General features: G+C 58.5%; 19 protein-coding genes. 13 read left to right on the forward strand and 6 right to left on the reverse strand.

Features of this window, described 5'->3' with window-relative positions:
- The 3 genes from D1646_RS14725 to D1646_RS14735 form a co-directional block, all read left to right on the forward strand.
- The coding region (locus tag D1646_RS14725; protein ID WP_207709442.1) for a hypothetical protein at positions 1 to 885 on the forward strand (885 nt) is incomplete at its 5' end.
- Positions 791 to 2,614, forward strand: a complete 1,824-nt coding sequence (gene coaE / locus D1646_RS14730; RefSeq protein ID WP_160637194.1) for a dephospho-CoA kinase — start codon at positions 791 to 793, stop codon at positions 2,612 to 2,614. The genes D1646_RS14725 and coaE, both read left to right, overlap by 95 nt.
- 45 nt (positions 2,615 to 2,659) lie before the next feature.
- Positions 2,660 to 4,075, forward strand: coding sequence for an aminopeptidase (locus tag D1646_RS14735; protein ID WP_160637195.1), 1,416 nt, complete (start codon positions 2,660 to 2,662; stop codon positions 4,073 to 4,075).
- A gap of 36 nt (positions 4,076 to 4,111) precedes the next feature.
- Here D1646_RS14735 and D1646_RS14740 read toward each other — a convergent pair whose 3' ends face one another.
- The 5 genes from D1646_RS14740 to D1646_RS14760 all read right to left on the reverse strand — a co-directional run bounded on the left by D1646_RS14740 (position 4,112) and on the right by D1646_RS14760 (position 6,987).
- A complete protein-coding gene (locus D1646_RS14740) occupies positions 4,112 to 4,552 on the reverse strand; it encodes a hypothetical protein (protein WP_160637196.1) in 441 nt (146 codons plus the stop codon).
- Positions 4,539 to 4,769 (reverse strand): helix-turn-helix domain-containing protein, encoded by a 231-nt coding sequence (locus D1646_RS14745; RefSeq protein ID WP_160637197.1) that lies wholly within the window; start codon positions 4,767 to 4,769, stop codon positions 4,539 to 4,541. The genes D1646_RS14740 and D1646_RS14745 overlap by 14 nt, the downstream gene beginning before the upstream one ends.
- 164 nt (positions 4,770 to 4,933) lie before the next feature.
- On the reverse strand, positions 4,934 to 5,875 hold the full coding sequence (locus D1646_RS14750; protein WP_160637198.1) for a hypothetical protein: 942 nt from the start codon (positions 5,873 to 5,875) through the stop codon (positions 4,934 to 4,936).
- Between the two features lies 1 nt (position 5,876).
- The gene (locus D1646_RS14755; protein ID WP_160637199.1) at positions 5,877 to 6,335 is read right to left on the reverse strand and encodes a sigma-70 family RNA polymerase sigma factor; all 459 of its coding nucleotides are present in this window, start codon (positions 6,333 to 6,335) and stop codon (positions 5,877 to 5,879) included.
- Between the two features lie 73 nt (positions 6,336 to 6,408).
- The gene (locus D1646_RS14760; RefSeq protein WP_160637200.1) at positions 6,409 to 6,987 is read right to left on the reverse strand and encodes a helix-turn-helix transcriptional regulator; all 579 of its coding nucleotides are present in this window, start codon (positions 6,985 to 6,987) and stop codon (positions 6,409 to 6,411) included.
- Positions 6,988 to 7,120: 133 nt separating this feature from the next.
- Here D1646_RS14760 and D1646_RS14765 point away from each other — a divergent pair, with 133 nt between their 5' ends.
- The 10 genes from D1646_RS14765 to D1646_RS14810 all read left to right on the forward strand — a co-directional run bounded on the left by D1646_RS14765 (position 7,121) and on the right by D1646_RS14810 (position 16,355).
- Positions 7,121 to 7,804 (forward strand): ATP-dependent Clp protease proteolytic subunit, encoded by a 684-nt coding sequence (locus D1646_RS14765; protein ID WP_160637201.1) that lies wholly within the window; start codon positions 7,121 to 7,123, stop codon positions 7,802 to 7,804.
- A gap of 132 nt (positions 7,805 to 7,936) precedes the next feature.
- Entirely contained in the window at positions 7,937 to 8,794 is an 858-nt protein-coding gene (locus tag D1646_RS14770; RefSeq protein ID WP_160637202.1) for an undecaprenyl-diphosphate phosphatase, read from the forward strand.
- 82 nt (positions 8,795 to 8,876) lie between these two features.
- The gene (locus tag D1646_RS14775) at positions 8,877 to 11,654 is read left to right on the forward strand and encodes a DNA translocase FtsK (protein ID WP_160637203.1); all 2,778 of its coding nucleotides are present in this window, start codon (positions 8,877 to 8,879) and stop codon (positions 11,652 to 11,654) included.
- The gene (locus tag D1646_RS14780; RefSeq protein ID WP_160637204.1) at positions 11,651 to 12,160 is read left to right on the forward strand and encodes a hypothetical protein; all 510 of its coding nucleotides are present in this window, start codon (positions 11,651 to 11,653) and stop codon (positions 12,158 to 12,160) included. The genes D1646_RS14775 and D1646_RS14780 overlap by 4 nt, the downstream gene beginning before the upstream one ends.
- A 15-nt stretch (positions 12,161 to 12,175) precedes the next feature.
- The gene (locus D1646_RS14785) at positions 12,176 to 13,375 is read left to right on the forward strand and encodes an MFS transporter (RefSeq protein ID WP_160637205.1); all 1,200 of its coding nucleotides are present in this window, start codon (positions 12,176 to 12,178) and stop codon (positions 13,373 to 13,375) included.
- A 147-nt stretch (positions 13,376 to 13,522) separates the two neighbouring features.
- A complete protein-coding gene (locus D1646_RS14790; RefSeq protein WP_201754700.1) occupies positions 13,523 to 13,774 on the forward strand; it encodes an IreB family regulatory phosphoprotein in 252 nt (83 codons plus the stop codon).
- Between the two features lie 54 nt (positions 13,775 to 13,828).
- A complete protein-coding gene (locus tag D1646_RS14795) occupies positions 13,829 to 14,383 on the forward strand; it encodes a DUF3795 domain-containing protein (RefSeq protein ID WP_160637206.1) in 555 nt (184 codons plus the stop codon).
- Between the two features lies 1 nt (position 14,384).
- Positions 14,385 to 14,828, forward strand: coding sequence for a DUF523 domain-containing protein (locus D1646_RS14800; protein WP_160637207.1), 444 nt, complete (start codon positions 14,385 to 14,387; stop codon positions 14,826 to 14,828).
- Between the two features lie 119 nt (positions 14,829 to 14,947).
- Positions 14,948 to 15,718, forward strand: coding sequence for an RNA polymerase sporulation sigma factor SigG (gene sigG, locus D1646_RS14805; RefSeq protein WP_160637208.1), 771 nt, complete (start codon positions 14,948 to 14,950; stop codon positions 15,716 to 15,718).
- 160 nt (positions 15,719 to 15,878) lie between these two features.
- A complete protein-coding gene (locus tag D1646_RS14810) occupies positions 15,879 to 16,355 on the forward strand; it encodes a hypothetical protein (RefSeq protein WP_160637209.1) in 477 nt (158 codons plus the stop codon).
- Between the two features lie 39 nt (positions 16,356 to 16,394).
- Here the strand turns inward: D1646_RS14810 and D1646_RS14815 are convergent, their stop codons facing one another.
- The gene (locus D1646_RS14815) at positions 16,395 to 17,126 is read right to left on the reverse strand and encodes a ZIP family metal transporter (RefSeq protein WP_160637221.1); all 732 of its coding nucleotides are present in this window, start codon (positions 17,124 to 17,126) and stop codon (positions 16,395 to 16,397) included.
- Positions 17,127 to 17,180 lie beyond the last annotated feature (54 nt).

A 17,180-nucleotide genomic window follows, 5' to 3' on the forward strand; every position in this document is an offset into this window, starting at 1 on the left:
ACGGGAGCCCTTTCCGCTATGCTGAGAGCATGGAAAGGGGTTGACAGCATGAATTTGGCAGAAGTTCTGACCTATCTCAACTACGCGGCGCAGACAGCCATCGGGTGCAGCTATCTGATTTTAGGCATAGTGCTCTTCAGCTTTGAGATGATGGGACCGGCGGTGTGGGCCGTTCCGGCGGTCTGTGCGGTTTTGGTCCTGCTGGACCTGACCGGGCGGCTGAGCCTGCGGGGAAGTTTTTCCAAGGCTATGGCCGCATTTTCCCTGCCCGTCCTACTGGGGTGGGGCGGTATGATCATGCTGGACGGCATGGAGTGGCGTTTTTCTTGGGACTTGAGCTGTTTAGGGGCGTTTCTCCTGCTGTCAGCCTATGCGCTGCTGCGGAAGGAGCGGGGAGAGGGCCTGGACCATGCGGCAAGCCTGCTGGAGCAGGGGAGCTTTTTGGGCATTGCCGCTGTGACGTGGCTGGTGATGCTGGCCGGGCTGGTGGCCTTTATGGGCACCGCCGGTCTGCTGCTGGTTCTGTTTATTGGAGCAATCATCGCACAGCAGAACACGTTGCTGGACTACGGCCTGATCTGGGGGATTCTGGCAGGACTGGCGGCGCTCTATGTACTCCAGTGCTGGTGGTACTGGCGGGGGGTGCGGCAGATTCAGCGGGCGGCCCCGGAGGTACAGGTGAACCGGCTGGCTCTGTTTATCCCACTTTGGAACTTTACCCAGGCCCGGCGGCTGGAGCTGCAAATCAGGCTGGGACAAGTGGAAATCGGAAAGGATAGGGGCGTTGACCATGATGATTTTGGGGATAACCGGCCCCACCGGCGCGGGCAAGACAACCCTCCTGCGGGAGGTGGAAAAGCTGGGGGGCGCAGTGATCGACTGTGACGCGGTGTACCATGAAATGCTGGAAAGCGATACCGCTTTACAGGATAAGCTGGAACAGGCCTTCGGACCGCTGCGGGACGCCTCCGGGAAGATCGACCGGAAGAAGCTGGGGACTATCGTCTTCAACGACCCGGATCAGCTGAAGCAGCTGAATAATATCGTTTCGATTTGGGTGTGTTCCCGGGTTTTTCAGCGGATTGACCAATCCCGCCAGGAGGGCAGGACCCTGATTGCGGTGGACGCGATTTCCTTGCAGGAGAGCCAGTTATGGAGTATATGCGATATTACAGTGGCAGTTCTGGCGTCTACGGAGGTCCGGGTCAGGCGTATCATGGTCCGGGAGGGCATTTCTGAGGAGTACGCCTGGTCCCGGGTTAGGGCCCAGAAGCCGGACGGCTATTTTGTGCACGGAAACAAGTATGTGAAGGGCTGCGACCGTGTTCTGGTCAACGACTGCGCCAGCGCGGAGGAATTTTCCCAAAAGGCCGGAGATTTTTTGGCGCAGCTTCTGGAGGAGGGGATCATGCTCCAGGGCTGGCGCTGGGATTTCGGGGCGCTGAGTGACTGGTATCATCCCTGCTGCTCTCCCAGATCTTCGGAGAAGGGCAGCTATATCCTGGTGGAGTCCCTAAAATCTGATACTGCATGTCTGATTTATGCAATCTATGAAGTGCGCTACTTTGTGACCTGTTCCCTGGCCTTGTTCCGGAACAAGGAGCGTCCGGAGCTGCTGTTCAACAAAAGCGTCAGCTCTCTGACAGAGCGAAAACCGAAATACAGCCAGGATGGGACCTATCTTTTTTTGAAGACACAGTATCCGGAGCGAACCATTGTATTATTGATTTTGGATATGGAGAGAGAACAGTTTTCTCTCTTTTCCACCCGCTCCCGGCATGGCTATGCCTATGAGGTTCAGGAGGAGACCGCCAGCCGGTTTGTGCTGCGGGTAGAACAGACATGGATGCAGATTGGCGGCACTGAAATCAAGGCGCTGCCGCCGCTGACCGTTGAAATTTCCGGCTTGAAATGGCGGCCCTTCGCCCAGCTGGATGAGCTTCCCATTTGGCGGGGATGGAGGGAGCGGCACAAGCAAGAGCTGCTTTCCATTCCCTTACACATCTGCTGGACGGTGACCGCCAACAGCAAGGACGGTTTGAAGCTGGAGTACCAGCATCGGGAGCGGAAGCCAAAGCACCGGCATCTGGACTACGGCCAGACCATCCTTGCGGAGCGTGAGGGAGATCAATTCCGGCTGACCCTGACCAAGCTTCCCCAGGTGGGCCCGCCCCAGGTGGTAATGGTGCGTTCTGGTGTTGACCAAGAGGCGCTATCCCAGGCGCTGTCCCAGCTTCAGTCCTGGCCCAACACCGGCGGAACGTTTGTTTCTCTGAAAATCCAGGCGGGGTGGACGGCGCTGTGGAACACCTTTGACAGTGACTATTGCGACCCCGATTTTTTGAAAACTTTTCTGGCGCCGCCGGAGCTTTTTTCCAATCTTCATTGGGAGCGGGACATCGCCATGTTTGTCAACCGGACGCGGGACCCTGAGCTATACCTGGATCTGGAGGAATGGTCCAACGAGGAGATGCGCACCGCCGCGTTTCGTGTCCATTTATACCGCTGGACAGAGGAGGGGCAGAAGACCCTGGCTGAGACGATGACGCGGAGTCCCGAAGAAGTGACGAAAAAAATGGAAGAATTTTTTCAGTGGGATTGTGAAGAGCCCTAATCCCGCTTATAATAGAAAACGAGTATCATAAAGGAGGTCATTCCCATGAGTGACGAACTGAACGAACAGACCAGAGGCGAACAGCTGCGCAAAGCACTGCTGTATGAAAAGAAGAACGGCTATGACAAGCTCCAGCCGGGGGAGATGGAGGCGGTAGAGTCCTACTGCACCGGCTATAAGCAGTTCCTGGACGCGGGCAAGACCGAGCGGGAGTGTGTGGACCGGGCCATTGCCTTGGCGGAGAACGCCGGCTTCCGACCCTATGTCCGGGGGACCGCCCTGAAGGCGGGGGACAAGGTCTACCGGGTGAACCGGGGCAAGGCCCTCACCCTGGCGGTCATCGGCAAGAAGTCCTTGGACCAGGGGGCCAACATCGGGGCGGCCCACATCGACTCCCCCCGTCTGGACCTGAAGCAGAATCCTCTCTATGAGGCGGAGGAGCTGGCCTTTTTGAAGACCCACTACTATGGCGGCCTGCGGAAGTACCAGTGGGTGACCATCCCCCTGGAGCTCCACGGGGTTGTGGCGCTGAAGAGCGGCCAGGTGATCCGGGTGTCCATCGGCAACGGCCCCGGCGACCCTCTGTTCACCATTGACGATCTGCTGCCCCACCTGGGGGCGGAGCAGTCCAAGAAGCCCCTGGGGGAGGCCATCCCGGCGGAAAATCTGAACATCCTGGTGGGCAGCCGTCCCCTGGAGGGGGACGAGGGCAAGGAGCGGGTGAAGCTGGCCGCTCTGGAGCTTCTCAACCGGAAGTACGGCATCACTGAGGAGGATTTTATCTCCGCCGAGCTGTCCGCCGTCCCCGCCTTTAACGCCTGCGACATCGGCTTTGACCGCTCCCTCATCGGCGCCTACGGCCACGACGACCGGGTGTGCGCCTACGCCTGCCTGGCCGCCCTCCTCCAGCTGTCCGTGCCCGAGTACACCGCTGTGTGTATGCTGGCCGACAAGGAGGAGATCGGCTCCGAGGGGGTCACCGGCATGAAGTCCGCCGCCTTTGACACCTTTATGACCGACCTGTGCGAGGCCCAGGGGGTGGCCCTGCGGGCCTGCTTTGAAAAATCCTTCTGCCTGTCCGCCGATGTCACCGCCGCCTACGACCCCAACTTTGCCGACGTCTACGAGAAGCGCAACAGCGCCTTTGTAAACTACGGCATGGGCCTGTGCAAGTACACCGGGGCCCGGGGCAAGTCGGGGGCCTCCGACGCCTCCGCCGAGGTGGTGGCCCGGGTGCGCCGTATCCTGGACAGCGCCAACGTGGTCTGGCAGATGGCGGAGCTGGGCAAGGTGGACGCCGGCGGCGGCGGCACCGTGGCGGCCTATATGGCCCAGCGGGACATTGACACCCTGGACGCCGGGGTCCCTGTCCTGTCCATGCACGCCCCCTTCGAGACGGTGGGCAAGCTGGACTGCTATATGACCTTTAAGGGTATGAAAGCGGTTTTTGAGGCGATTTAAAATCCAAGTGCCCGCCGTCTCCGGCGGGCACTGTCTTTATTGGGCGCTTTCTGTCTGTTCAGGAGCTTGGAGCAGGCCGCAGACGCCGCAGATCAGGGCGCGGAGGAGGAGCAGCAGAAACGCGGAGAGCTGCATTCCTGTTCCCACATATCCCGTCGCCTCATCGGCGGCATGGGTTCTGAACAGCCCGCCGAGGAGAAACAGGCAGATCAGGCAGATCCAGAAGGAGATACGGTAGATTTTCAGCTGGAGGAGCTTTTCTCGCTCGTCATGCTCCTCAATCCAGGCCCTCATGCCATGTTTTCTGCTGAATGCGGTGTAAAAGCTGATACATACGCCGACGGATAAGCAGGCCAGGATGAAGCAATCGGCAGGGGGAAGCGAGTCCAGCTGTCCCCGGTTCTGCCAGAGGTGGAGAAGCCCAAGAGCTGTATACAATATGCCGTATCGAAGGTCCTTTTTGCTATAAAGCCTCATATTTTTGATCCTCCCTCTCTTTGTTTTCCCGCAGCTTAAACAGCTCTTCCATGGGGACCTCCAGAGCCAGGGACAGCCGGTAGGCCAGCAGGAGGGAGGGGTTGTACTCCTCTTTCTCCAGGGCGAGGATGGTCCGGCTGGTGCAGTAGACCTGGTTGGCCAGCTGCTGCTGGGTCAGTCTTTTGGCGCTGCGGACTTGGCGGATATTGTTTTTCAAGCGCACCCTCCTTTCTCAAAACATAAAGTGTTCTTCACATGAAGTGTACATCATGTTTTTCGCTCTGTCAAGAAAAAACTGGCCGGTCCCACCAACAGGCGGGACCGGTTTGGGATCATTTCAATTTTTTCTCCAGCCGCCGGCAGACCGGGTTCCATCGCCGCTTATTCCGGGAAAAACAGCGACAGATTGTCCAGGATATCCTCGATTTCGTCTTCGGTCAGATACGCCCCGTACAGGCTGATGTTGGAGTGGCCGCTCCTGCAGGACGCCCAGACGTTGCCGTTGTCCATTTGAATCAAGAACTCATAACCGTCTGAGTTGGTGTAGTAGTAGGCGACCTCAAAGCTTCCGCTGATAACATAGGAGAGGCCGGAACCATCATACTCAGCGGTATTGTCGAACGTCAATTGGACATATGCGCTCTCGTCCGGCTTTACATAGAGGGCGCCGAGTGTCTCCTCCACATAACTGCCCTTTGGGTCTGTAATCACATAGGAGAAGTTGGCGTCGGGGACATAGTCGTAGTGCTGCCCCATCCAGGACAGGTCGAAGGAGATGTGCCCGGTCAGCGTATCCACCAGACTGACGGGATTTTCGGCGGTGTACTCCAGCTTTTCCGCGCCGTCCGCCCGGGTGACCCGGCGGCTGCGGAGGGCCGGCGTGCTGTCCAAAAGCTCAAACCCGTCCCATCGGAAATATCCAGTGGCCATACCGCCGTCAATCGTCTCTATGGACGACCAGCCGTCCGATTTGAACCGGTTGCTCTCAATCATTTTCTCCAGCGTGGAGGGCGGTTTGGGGATAGGGAAGACTACCCAGCCGGGGGCGGTGCTGTTATCCGCCGGGTCCGGGATTTCTTCCCGGCAGTCCACAATAATATCGTTCCGGAAGAACTGCCTTGATATCGCGCCGGCGGTGAGGGTGAGGGCCATTGCCATAACAACGGCGGCGGCAATCAGAGGGATGCGGGGTTTCATACTGCCTTTTTTCACAGGGATATCCTCCTTCTGGTCCTGGCAGGAGGCAAGCCGGGCACGAATGCGTTCCCGGCTCTCCGGGGGCAGCTTGAGCCCGCTGGAGATGCGTTTCAAGTTCTGATCCATATCAATACCTCCCAACCCGTTTTTTTAACATATTTCTGGCCCGATAGAGCCGCATAGAGACAGCGGAGGCGCCGATGTGAAGGAGCTGAGCGATTTCCTGGAAGGAATACCCCTCAAAATAGTGCAGGCAGACCACGGTTCGATACCGCTCCGGCAGCTCCATGACCGCCCGGAACAGCTCCCGGTCCTCGGGCTGTGCCAGCAGGACCGCCTCGTCCAGCGGGACGGTGCCCTGCCGTTTGGCCGCGCTGAGGAGGTTTTTGCAGTGATTAACAGTCATTTTGGTGAGAAATGCCCGCTCCTTGCCTGGATATATCTGGATATCCCTCTCCAGCAGCTTGAGGAATACGGTCTGTGCGGCGTCCTCCGCCTCCTGGGGGGAGCGAAGATAGCTGAGCGCCACACGGTATACGCTATCCCCACAGCGGTCAAACAGCTCCAGTACAGTCTCCTGTTTCATCGGCGCACCCCCCTTCGTTTTTTGAGGCCTCGTTTATATAACAGGTTGGAGGGGTAGATCAGCACAAATTATTTCAGCTTTTTTCCAGCCGCCGGACCTTGACGGCCAGGATGACACAGATCATCAGCAGAAGAAGGGGGACGCCCAGTGCCAGGAAAGTTTCCACAGGGGAGAGGGTGCCGGTAACCGTGAGGATGGCGGTATGGCCGTCGGCCCCGCCGATTAGTTCCGCTGCGGCGGGGGACAGGTAGATGCCTTTGACCAGCTCCGTCCACACAGAGCTGAAAAAAGTGGTGAGCAGCCACAGCAGGCTCAAAATACTGCTGCCGGTCAAAAAATACCGGAACAGCCGCAAATACCGAAGAGAGGTGGCTTTTTCCCACTGCCCCATGGCCTGAGACACCGCCGCGTCCGCCTCGGACACTGTCAGCGTCTCCGCTTCCTGCCGCCGCCCCTGCATCAGCTCCACCAGCGACACCCCCAGCGCCTGGGCCAGGGGCTCCAATGTTTTCAGGTCAGGAAAGCCCTTGCCTGTCTCCCACTTTGACACCGCCTTGTCAGTGACATTCAGCTTGTTCGCCAGCTCCTTCTGGGTCATCCCCAGTTCCTTCCGCAGCTGGGCCACACAGACGCCAAATTGTATGTTGTCCATAGATCGCGCTCCTTTCTGTGCCTCCAGTGTAGCGCGGAGGGGGCAAAAAGGCAACCCACGAAAAGTAGAGCGGAATTTTGAGGGTTAAAATCCTCCTTTTGGCACAGACTAGCCCAAAAAGGAGGGACCAACCATGGACGAAAACCAAGACCAGCTGCCCCAGGAGGGGGACATTCAGCCTATCATTGATTTGGGCTCCTCGGTGATCCACAGCGCCCGAGGAAACATCTACGTGCTGACCATCGTGGGGCAGATCGAAGGCCATCAGCTGCTGCCCCCCACCAGCAAGAGCACCAAGTACGAGCACGTCCTGCCCCTGCTGGCAACCCTGGAGGGGAGTGAGCAGATCGACGGCCTGCTTATCCTGCTGAACAACGGCGGGGGAGACGTGGAGGCGGGGCTGGCCATCTCGGAGGTCATCGCCTCCATGTCCAAGCCCACTGTCTCCCTGGTGCTGGGGGGAAGCCACTCCATCGGGGTTCCGCTGGCGGTGTCGGCAAAGCAATCTTTCATCGCCCCCTCGGCGGCTATGACCATTCACCCGGTGCGGCTCAACGGCCTGGTCATCGGTGTACCCCAGACCTTCTACTATTTTGAGCGCATTCAGGAGCGCATTTTGCAGTTTGTTACCGCCAACAGCAATGTAAAGCGGGAGGCCTTTACAAAACTGATGCTCCAAACCGGGGAGCTGGCCGCCGACGTGGGCAGCGTCATCTATGGTGAGGAGGCGGTGGAGCTGGGCCTCATCGACCGAATCGGCGGACTGTCTGACGCGATGGGGCGGCTGTATGAGATGATTGAGGAGAAAAAATGCTGAAATGGCGGGGGCATCCCTGCCATTTTCCTATCATAACACAATAAGAAAAATACTGGAATTTTTCCCCGTCTTGTGCTAATATAGTAATTAGTGATTTTATAGGCATTCGTTCTATGGGGGAGGTACATACCATTGACCAGCTTTAAGGCGATCATCCTGGGCTTTGTCCAGGGCGTGGCAGAATTTTTACCCATCTCCAGTTCAGGGCATCTAACCCTGTTCCAACACTTTTTCGGCATGGAGGAGCCCGACCAGCTGTTCAATGTCCTGCTTCACTTTGCAACCCTGCTGGCGGTGTGTGTGGTCTACTGGCGGGATATCTGGGAGATGATTACGGAGTTTTTCTCCTTCTTCATTGACCTGTTTTCCCACAAAAACTACCGGGGCAATCCGCCGGAGGCGCGGCGCATGGTGCTGTTGATTATTGTGGGCACTCTGCCGCTGTTTCTGGTCCTGCCCTTTAAGGATAGGGTGGAGGCCCTGGGCAGCAGTCCCATTTTTGTCTCCTGCGCCCTGTTAGTAACCGGGTGCATCCTCTTCCTCTCAGACCAGATGGCCCGGGGACACAAGACGGTGCGCAGTGCAACCCTGCTGGATGTGCTGCTGGTAGGGGTCGCCCAAGGCTGCGCCACCATACCAGGGCTGTCCCGCTCCGGCTGTACCATCTCCGCCGGCATGGTCCGGGGATTTGACCGGAAATTTGCCGTGCGGTACTCCTTCCTCATGTCTCTGCCCGCCGTGCTGGGCGCCACTCTGCTGGAGGTGCTGGACGCACTGGAGCTGGAGGGGGGGATCCCCACAGAAAATCTGCTCAGCTATTTGATTGGTATGGTGGTGGCCGCAGTGGTGGGCTACTTCTCCATACAGCTGGTGAAGCTGTTGACGGACAAGGGGAGGTTTGGCGCCTTTGCTTTCTACTGCTGGGGGGCCGGCATCCTTTTCCTGCTGTTGAATCTGATGGACTGGACCCTGATTCCTGCGGGGGGTTAAACTTCTGCGAATATGCAGTTTTCTATCACTTGGTGGGGGAGAGGTCCCCATTTCCCACTATCCTGAAAGGAACGATTACCATATGGCGACACAGAAGAAAACAGGAGGGAGCCGGACCGCCTCCGGTTCCCGCTCTTCCAGCGCCAGCCGGAGCAGTTCTGGCGGACGCAGGACGGCTTCCTCCTCCAAAGGAAGCAGCAGGAGCCGGCAGGCGGCCAAGCAGCAGCCCTACCGCCGGGAGATTGGGGCGGTGGTCTGTCTGCTGCTGGCCGTTTTTTCTGCCCTGGGCTGCTTTAACATCAATGCCATCTTTGTTAAGGCCCTCTGCGACCTGCTCAAGGGGCTGCTGGGTTACGGCTTCTGGCTGATGCCTCCCGCACTGCTGATGGGGGCCTATGTACTGGTATTTCATCGGGGACGCCCTGTGGCCCTGCGGCTGAGCTGTACCCTGCTGCTGCCTCTGGTCCTGTCCGTGCTGCTCCACTGCCTGCTGGTCCAGCCCCTGGAGTGGGATGGTCAGCTGTGGGGGGCCCTCACCGAGAGCGGCCGGCTGATGCAGTCAGGCGGCGTACTGGGCGGTGTGCTGGGACAGGGCTTTACCGCGCTGTTTTCCAAGATTGGCGCGGTGATTGTCTGTGTGCTGGCGGGGACTCTGATGGGGCTGGCGGCTTTCAACCGCACGGTGTTTGATGTGGCCCGCTGGATTTTAGAGCGGCCCCAGTACGAGCCGGAACCCGAGCCTGTTCCCCGCAGAGGACGCCGTCAGGAGAGCTATGAGGAACCCGTCTCCCGTCCACGGTCCTCCCGGGCGGCCATCGATATCCCGGTGGACGACGGTCCTCTGGTATATACCAGGGAGAGCGCCAAAAAGAAGGGTTTCTTTGACCGCAGTCCCCGGGTCCCCACCCCGGACCAGCTGCTGCAGCCTGGAGAGGAGGGGCAGGAGAGGGAGCCAGAGCAGGTCCCTGTGGCCAGGCCGGAACCCGTGACCCGAAGCAGCAAGGATTATCTGGCCATTTCCAAGCCGGAACCCATAACCCATCCCCGTGTTTCTCAGGCACTGGATCTGGAGTTTGAGGAGGAGCCCGCCAGAGAAGGTGGTTCCTCCTTCAGCCCGGTAACCGCCGCCCCAACCCCCATCGAGCCCATTCCCTCGCCGGGAGCGCCTGTGTCTAAGCCGGCGTCCCCTGCACTCACTGTCTCCAAGCCGGAGCTGGCCAAGGTGACCCCCAGCGAGGCCGCCGCCCAGGCGGTGGAGGTTTCTGCGGAGATTCAGCAGGCCATGGGGCAGGGGACCGGCCCCTATCAGTATCCGCCTCTGTCTCTGCTGAAGGAAGGGGCGGGGGAGATCGGCGGCGAGGCACTCAGCGAGCTGAACGCCAACCGCCAGCGTCTCACCGACACCATCCACTCCTTTGGGATTGATGCAGATATCATCAACGTGGTTCGGGGTCCCTCGGTAACCCGGTATGAGCTGGAGCTGGACCAGGGGGTGCGGCTGAACAAGCTGACCAACCTGTCCGATGATATAGCCCTGGCACTTGGTGCCACCGGCGTACGGATCGCACCCATCCCGGATAAAATTTCTGTGGTGGGGATCGAGGTGCCTAATAAGGTGGTATCCCCGGTGAGCATCCACTCCGTCATTGGCTCCAAGACCTTTACTGACAGCAAGTCCAAGGCCTCCTTCGCGGTGGGCAAGGACATCAGCGGCCAGGCCATTGTGGGGGATATTAACAAACTGCCCCATCTGCTGATTGCCGGCACCACCGGTTCGGGCAAGTCGGTTTGTACCAACTCTCTGATTATCTCTCTGCTGTATAAGTCATCCCCTGAGGAGGTCCGCCTGATTATGGTGGACCCAAAAATGGTGGAGCTGGGCATTTATAATGGCATTCCCCATCTGCTTATCCCCGTAGTCACCGACCCCAAAAAGGCGGCAGGTGCGCTGCAATGGGCGGTGACCGAGATGATGAAGCGCTACCGAACCTTCTCCGAGGTGGGCGTGCGCAAGCTGGAGGAGTACAATGCCCTGGCCGCCCGCAGCCCGGACATGGAGAAGATGCCCTTCATTGTGGTAGTCATTGACGAGCTGGCCGACCTGATGCTGGTGGCCGCCAAGGAGGTGGAGGAATCCATCTGCCGCGTGGCACAGATGGGCCGTGCCGCCGGAATGCACCTGGTCATCGCCACCCAGCGCCCCTCCGCCGACGTCATCACCGGCCTGATGAAGGCCAACATCCCCAGCCGCATTGCCTTTGCTGTGGCCTCCGCTATGGAGTCCCGTATCATTCTGGACACCCAGGGCGCAGAGAAGCTGGTGGGCCGTGGTGATATGCTCTTTGCCCCCCTGGGCAGCGGCAAACCCCAGCGAGTCCAGGGCTGTTTCATCTCTGACCCGGAGGTGGCCGCTGTGGTGGGCTTTGTGAAGCAGAACAGCGGCGCGGCTCAGTATGACAACGCGGTGATGGAACAGATCGAGCACAATGCCGCCGAAAAGGACAAGGGCTCCAAGGGGGTGGGCGGCTCCGCCCCTGACGATGTGGACGGCGGCTACGACGAGCTGATTGACGCCGCCACAGAGGTGGTCATTGAAACGGGACAGGCATCTGTGTCTATGCTCCAGCGCCGACTGAAGCTGGGCTACTCCAGAGCTGCCCGCCTGGTGGACCAGCTGGAGGAGAAGGGCATTGTGGGGCCCTTTGAGGGCAGCAAACCCCGTCAGCTGCTGATTACCAAGGAGCAGTGGCAGGAGCTGAGATACCGCCAGGGCGTCACCTCGCCGGCTGCCTCCCCTGCGTCTGCGCCCCCCTTTGACCCGGAGGAGACCCTGGACCGGGCGGAGGAGGATACGCTATGATGACAGACTGCGTATTTGGAGAACTGGACTTTGACGGCTGTTATTGGAACGGCCATCTGAAGCTGGACAGTTTTGGAGAGATTCGAGAGCTTGAACTGATGATTGACTCCTGCTATGAGAGCCAGACCGAGATTTCGGACCGCCAGCGTGAGACCTGCCGCGCCTTTCTGAACAAGTGGCCGGAACTCCAGGAGACTGTCATCAAGGAGATCATCCGCTACTACAACGAGGAGGAGCGTTTCGCCTATGGTCCGGACGACCCGGAGGAGTCTGCCGCCTGGTGGCCCGAGCTTGAGTCGGTGGAGGAGATGGTCAAGTGGGTCACACTGAACGGCATCGTGATAGAATCCGACAGTATTGCGGAGCTCTGCCGAGAGGGAAAACGGTGTTTGTATCTGCTGTTCAGCTACAAGTGGGCCAGCGGAGACTGGGACTGCAACGGAATTGGCATCCGGCTGGTGGATGAGGAAATCGATGAGACTGGATATCAGGATATCGCGTTTTAGGAGAGAGGATCACACATGACCGAGCAAAAACGACAGTGGGCCGTCAGAGTTTTTCTGGCGGTGCTGGCTCTGACTGCGCTGGCCAACGGCTTCGGAAACAACATCTTTTCCAACTACTTTAACGAGGCCTTCCACATCGACTCTATTCAGCGGGGTTTCATCGAGATCCCTCGTGAGAGCCCCGGCATTCTGTGTATGGTGCTGGTGGCTGCGCTGGGCTTTATGGGCAGTCTGTGGATGTCGGTGGCAGCTCAGGCTCTGGTGCTGGTGGGCTTTGTGGTCTTGGGCTGGATGTCCCCCAGCTATGGAGTAATGCTTACCTTTCTCTTTGTCCACTCCCTGGGAATGCATCTGTTCATGCCCCTCAATGACGCTATTTCCATGGATTTGGCAGAGAAGAACAAGGTGGGGACCACCTTGGGAAAATTTAAAGGGGTCAACACCCTGTTCAATATGGCGGCGGCGGTGCTGGTCTTCTTCGGTTTCCGGACTGGCTTTTTCAGCTTTGAGAAGAAGACAGTCCTGCCCTTTGCCCTGGGCGCAGTGACGACCGCCGGGGCAGTGGTGCTGTTGGCGCTGATGGCCCTGTCCATCCCCCAAAAGAGCAGCGTGAAGAACCACAAGCTGCTGTTCCGCCGCCAGTATATGCCCTACTACATGGTCACCTTGGCCTACGGTTGCCAGAAGCGTATCCGTATTGTCTTTGCCCCCTGGGTCATTATCAATCTGCTGGGGCAGGGGGCGGACACGGTGGCTCTGCTCACCATTGTGACTCACTTTGCCGGTACGCTGATTGCCCCTGTCATCGGCAGGATACTGGACCGGCTGGGGGTTCGGAGGATGCTGTGGGCGGAGGCCATTTACATCGCTGTCACCTTCTCGGTGATGGGGGCCCTGGCCGGGGTTCTGGCGGGGGGCTCCTTCACGGTGGCGGACCCCTTGACTTGGCTGGTCTTCGGGGCCTATGTGCTGTGCGTTCTTTTTGAGCAGTTCAGTATGGTCCACTCCTATATGATGCGCTCCATCGCTCTGGACCCCGGCGAGGTCACCCAGACCCTGTCGGTGGGACTGAGCGTGGACCACGTGATGGCTATTATTGCCTCCCCCGTGATGGGGCTGATTTGGAATACCTGGGGGGTGGAGTACGTCTTTTATCTGGCCGCTGCTTCGGTGGTGTTCCAGATTGCAGCTGCGGCGATCATCCGAAAGGGGTAGGGTGCGTTCAGGGCATCCAGGGCAGAAATGTTTCATTTTGATTAAATTTTTCCGAAAGGTCTTTACAGGACCGGGGTTTTGGAGTAGACTAGGGCTAGAAAACCGTTGCGGCTCAACGGGAGAAAGATGACTTTAGGAGGCGTTGGCATGGAAGAGATGGACTTCACCCGTAAATTCAGCCTGGGCGACCAGCGTGACAGGGAGATCAAGGCCATCCTGACCACGGTATATCAGGCCTTGCAGGAGAAGGGCTATAACCCCATTAATCAAATTGTGGGCTATATCCTGTCCGAGGATCCCACCTATATTACCAACCACAACAACGCCCGTGCCCTTATCCGCAAGGCGGACAGAGACGAACTGCTTCAGACTTTGGTCAGGTACTATCTGACCCATTGACTTATGCCCGCAGCGGCTCACCGAAGGGTGGGCCGCTTTTTGTAGGAGATGGCTATGAAGAATTTTCGCCGGGAGCATCTGGAATTTTCCCAGTGCGGGCTGAATTGCCTGCTGTGTCCCATGCACATCAACAAATACTGTCCCGGATGCGGCGGAGGGGATGGCAATCAAAGCTGTGCTGTTGCCCGCTGCGCTATAGAGCAGAAGGCAGGGGAATTTTGCAGCCAGTGTTCCCGGTTTCCCTGCAAACGGCTTGAGAAGATTATGGAGTATGACTCCTTTTTGCCCCACAGTCAGATGCTCCAAGACCTGAAGCGGGCGGAGGAGGTGGGACTGGACGCCTACCGAAAGCAGTTGGAGGAGCGGAGGGCAATCCTGGACCAGTTGCTGGCGGACTGGAACGACAGCAAGCGGAAGAGCTTTTTCTGTCTGGCTGCCTATCTGCTGGAGCTGGACGGTCTGTGCCGGGCCTTTGGGGAGATACTGGAGGCTGGGTCAGGGGAGGTGCCTATCAAGGAGAAAGCCTTAACAGCTGCTGCGGCATTAAAGGCCGAGGCCCAAAAACAGGGCGTTACTCTGAAACTGAACAAACGGCCGAAGGAGAGGTAGTATGAACATTTTAGTCAGCCACTGTTTTTTAGGAGAACCCTGCCGGTATGACGGAGCCAGCCGGCTGGACCGGCAAATCATTGAGCTTCACCGGGCGGGACACAACCTGATCCCCGTCTGTCCCGAGCTGCTGGGCGGACTGGACGTGCCCCGCTCTCCCGCCGAGCTCCAGCCGGACGGGCGGGTACTGACCCAGGATGGCCAGGACGTCACCGAGGAGTATCTGACCGGGGCCAGACGGGTGCTGGAGATTGCCCAGGAAAACGGGTGTACTGTGGCCATATTGAAGGCCCGTTCTCCCTCCTGCGGCAGCGGGGAAATCTACGACGGGACTTTCACCCGAACCCTGACAAGAGGCTGGGGTCTGGCCGCCAGATTGCTGGAGCAGGCGGGGATTGGTGTTATGGATGAGGAGCACCTTCAGGCCTGGCTGTATAATTCCTGACCGGCCAAAAATCCATCGAAAACCGTCTGACGATAAAAAATTTAGCCCTGGGCCGGGCCGTATGAAAGACCTTCCTCCGGAGATACTGGAAATAGTATCACGGGCGGGAGGTCTTTGTCATGCAGCATAAAGTTGAGATATGCGGGGTTAATACCGCCAAGCTGAAGGTATTGAAAAGCAGCGAGACCCACGAGCTTCTTTTGAAGACGAAAGCGGGGGACAAGCAGGCCCGTGAGGAGCTGATTGCCGGCAACCTTCGGCTGGTGCTGTCGGTGATTCAGCGCTTTGCCAACCGGGGGGAGAACGCCGACGACCTGTTCCAGGTGGGGTGTATTGGCCTCATCAAGGCCATTGACAACTTCAACACCGACTTGGACGTGAAATTTTCCACCTACGGGGTCCCCATGATCGTGGGAGAAATCCGCCGCTATCTCCGGGACAACAGCACCATGCGGGTATCCCGGGCCATGCGGGACACAGCCTATAAGGTGCTCCAGGCCAAGGAGGCCTATATGGCTCAGCACCAGAAGGAGCCCACCGTGGAGGAGATCGCCAAAATTCTGGACATCAAGCGGGAGGATGTGGTTTTCGCCCTGGACGCCATTCTGGAGCCGGTGTCCCTCTATGAGCCGGTGTACTCCGACAGCGGAGACACCATCTGTGTCATGGACCAGGTGAAGGACAACAAGAACAACGACGAGATGTGGGTCGAGCGCATTGCCTTGAAGGAGGCGGTTGGCCACCTCACCGAGCGGGAGCGGAAAATCCTCTCCATGCGCTTCTTCCAGGGCAAGACCCAGATGGAGGTGTCCGCTGAAATCGGCATTTCCCAGGCTCAGGTGTCCCGGTTGGAGAAAAACGCCCTGCGGCAGATCAGAAAAGAGATGTAATTGTCATTGCCATTCGCCGGTCCTTGTGTTATACTGGAACAAAGGGGATTTGTTTGTTTCACCGTATGTACGTGGAGACATGGGACCGCTACTCCGTTTTTGAGGAGTTTATTGGTCTGGATTGCAGCTACAGCCTGACCTGGCAGCGGGGGGGAGCGGAATGAGAGGAGCGAAGCGCATATTAAAAGGGGCCCTTTTTCTCCCTGCGGCGCTGCTTGTTCTGTTTGTACTGTTTGAGTTCATTGGCATTGCGGCCAACCACGCCGCCAGTACCCGGCAAACTGAGCAGCTGCTGGAGCTGCTTCAGGCAAATCTACAGCAGGTGGATATTTTGGACAGCTATACAGAGACCGGCAACACCTCCGGCACCGGCAACCATGTGGATATGCTGTCGGCGGTCATCTTCCGGACCGGAGCTGATCTGGAGGAAATTGAACAGGTCCTTCAGGAGTATGGCGCACTGGATGAGTGGTCGTTCTGGGTCAAGCCCATGGCACAGGTCAGCGCGGCCCGGGAAGAACATCCCTACCTCTACCCGTTTTTGGAGAGGGTTGCAGTTCCTGAGGATTTCGAGGATACTTGGCTGCTGTACATGAACACCGATGCTCCCTTCCCCAACAACATCGAGGGACATTGAAAAACCGTCCGCCCTGACGTTCAAGGCGGACGGTTTGTGTTATCCCAGCGCTACATCCAGAATCATCATAATGAGGAACCCGGCCATAACACCCAGGGTGCCGGAGTGGCCGCCTTGAGAGAGGTTGGCCTCTGGGATCAGCTCCTCCACCACCACATAGAGCATAGCTCCGGCGGCGAAGGACAGCAGCCAGGGGAGGACCAGCTGGACCGTGCCCGCCACCAGTACGGTGAGCAGGGCAAAAATGGGCTCCACAATGCCAGAAGCCGCGCCAATAAGAAATGCCTTGCCTTTTCCCATGCCCTCCTGATACAGAGGCAGAGAAATGGCCGCCCCTTCAGGGAAATTCTGAATACCGATGCCAATGGCCAGAGCGGTGGAGGCGGTGAGCAGGGCGGCGTCGCCGTTTTGGGCCGCCAGGGCGAAGGAGACCCCCACCGCCATGCCCTCCGGGATGTTATGGAGGGTTACCGCCAGCACCAGCAGGGCGGTGCGGCTGGGGGAGGCCCCCCGGTGGAAGGACTCCGGCCCGAAGTGGGGGAGGAGGAAGTCCATGAGCAGCAGAAATCCGATGCCAAGGATGGAGCCTCCAGCAGCGGGAAGCCAGGCGGGCTGTCCCAGCTCCTCCGCTTTCTCAATGGCCGGGATGAGCAGCGACCACATACTGGCGGCAATCATAACCCCGGCTGCAAAGCCCAGCATCACCCGTTGGAGCGTTTGGGAGGTTTCCTTGCGAAATAAAAAGACCACAGCAGCCCCGGCGGCGGTCATCAGTGCGGTGAAACCCGTACCCCCGGCGGCCCAAGTAAGTGCCTGTAACACGAT

Source organism: Pseudoflavonifractor sp. 60 (assembly GCF_009911645.1).
Lineage (GTDB): Bacteria > Bacillota > Clostridia > Oscillospirales > Oscillospiraceae > Lawsonibacter.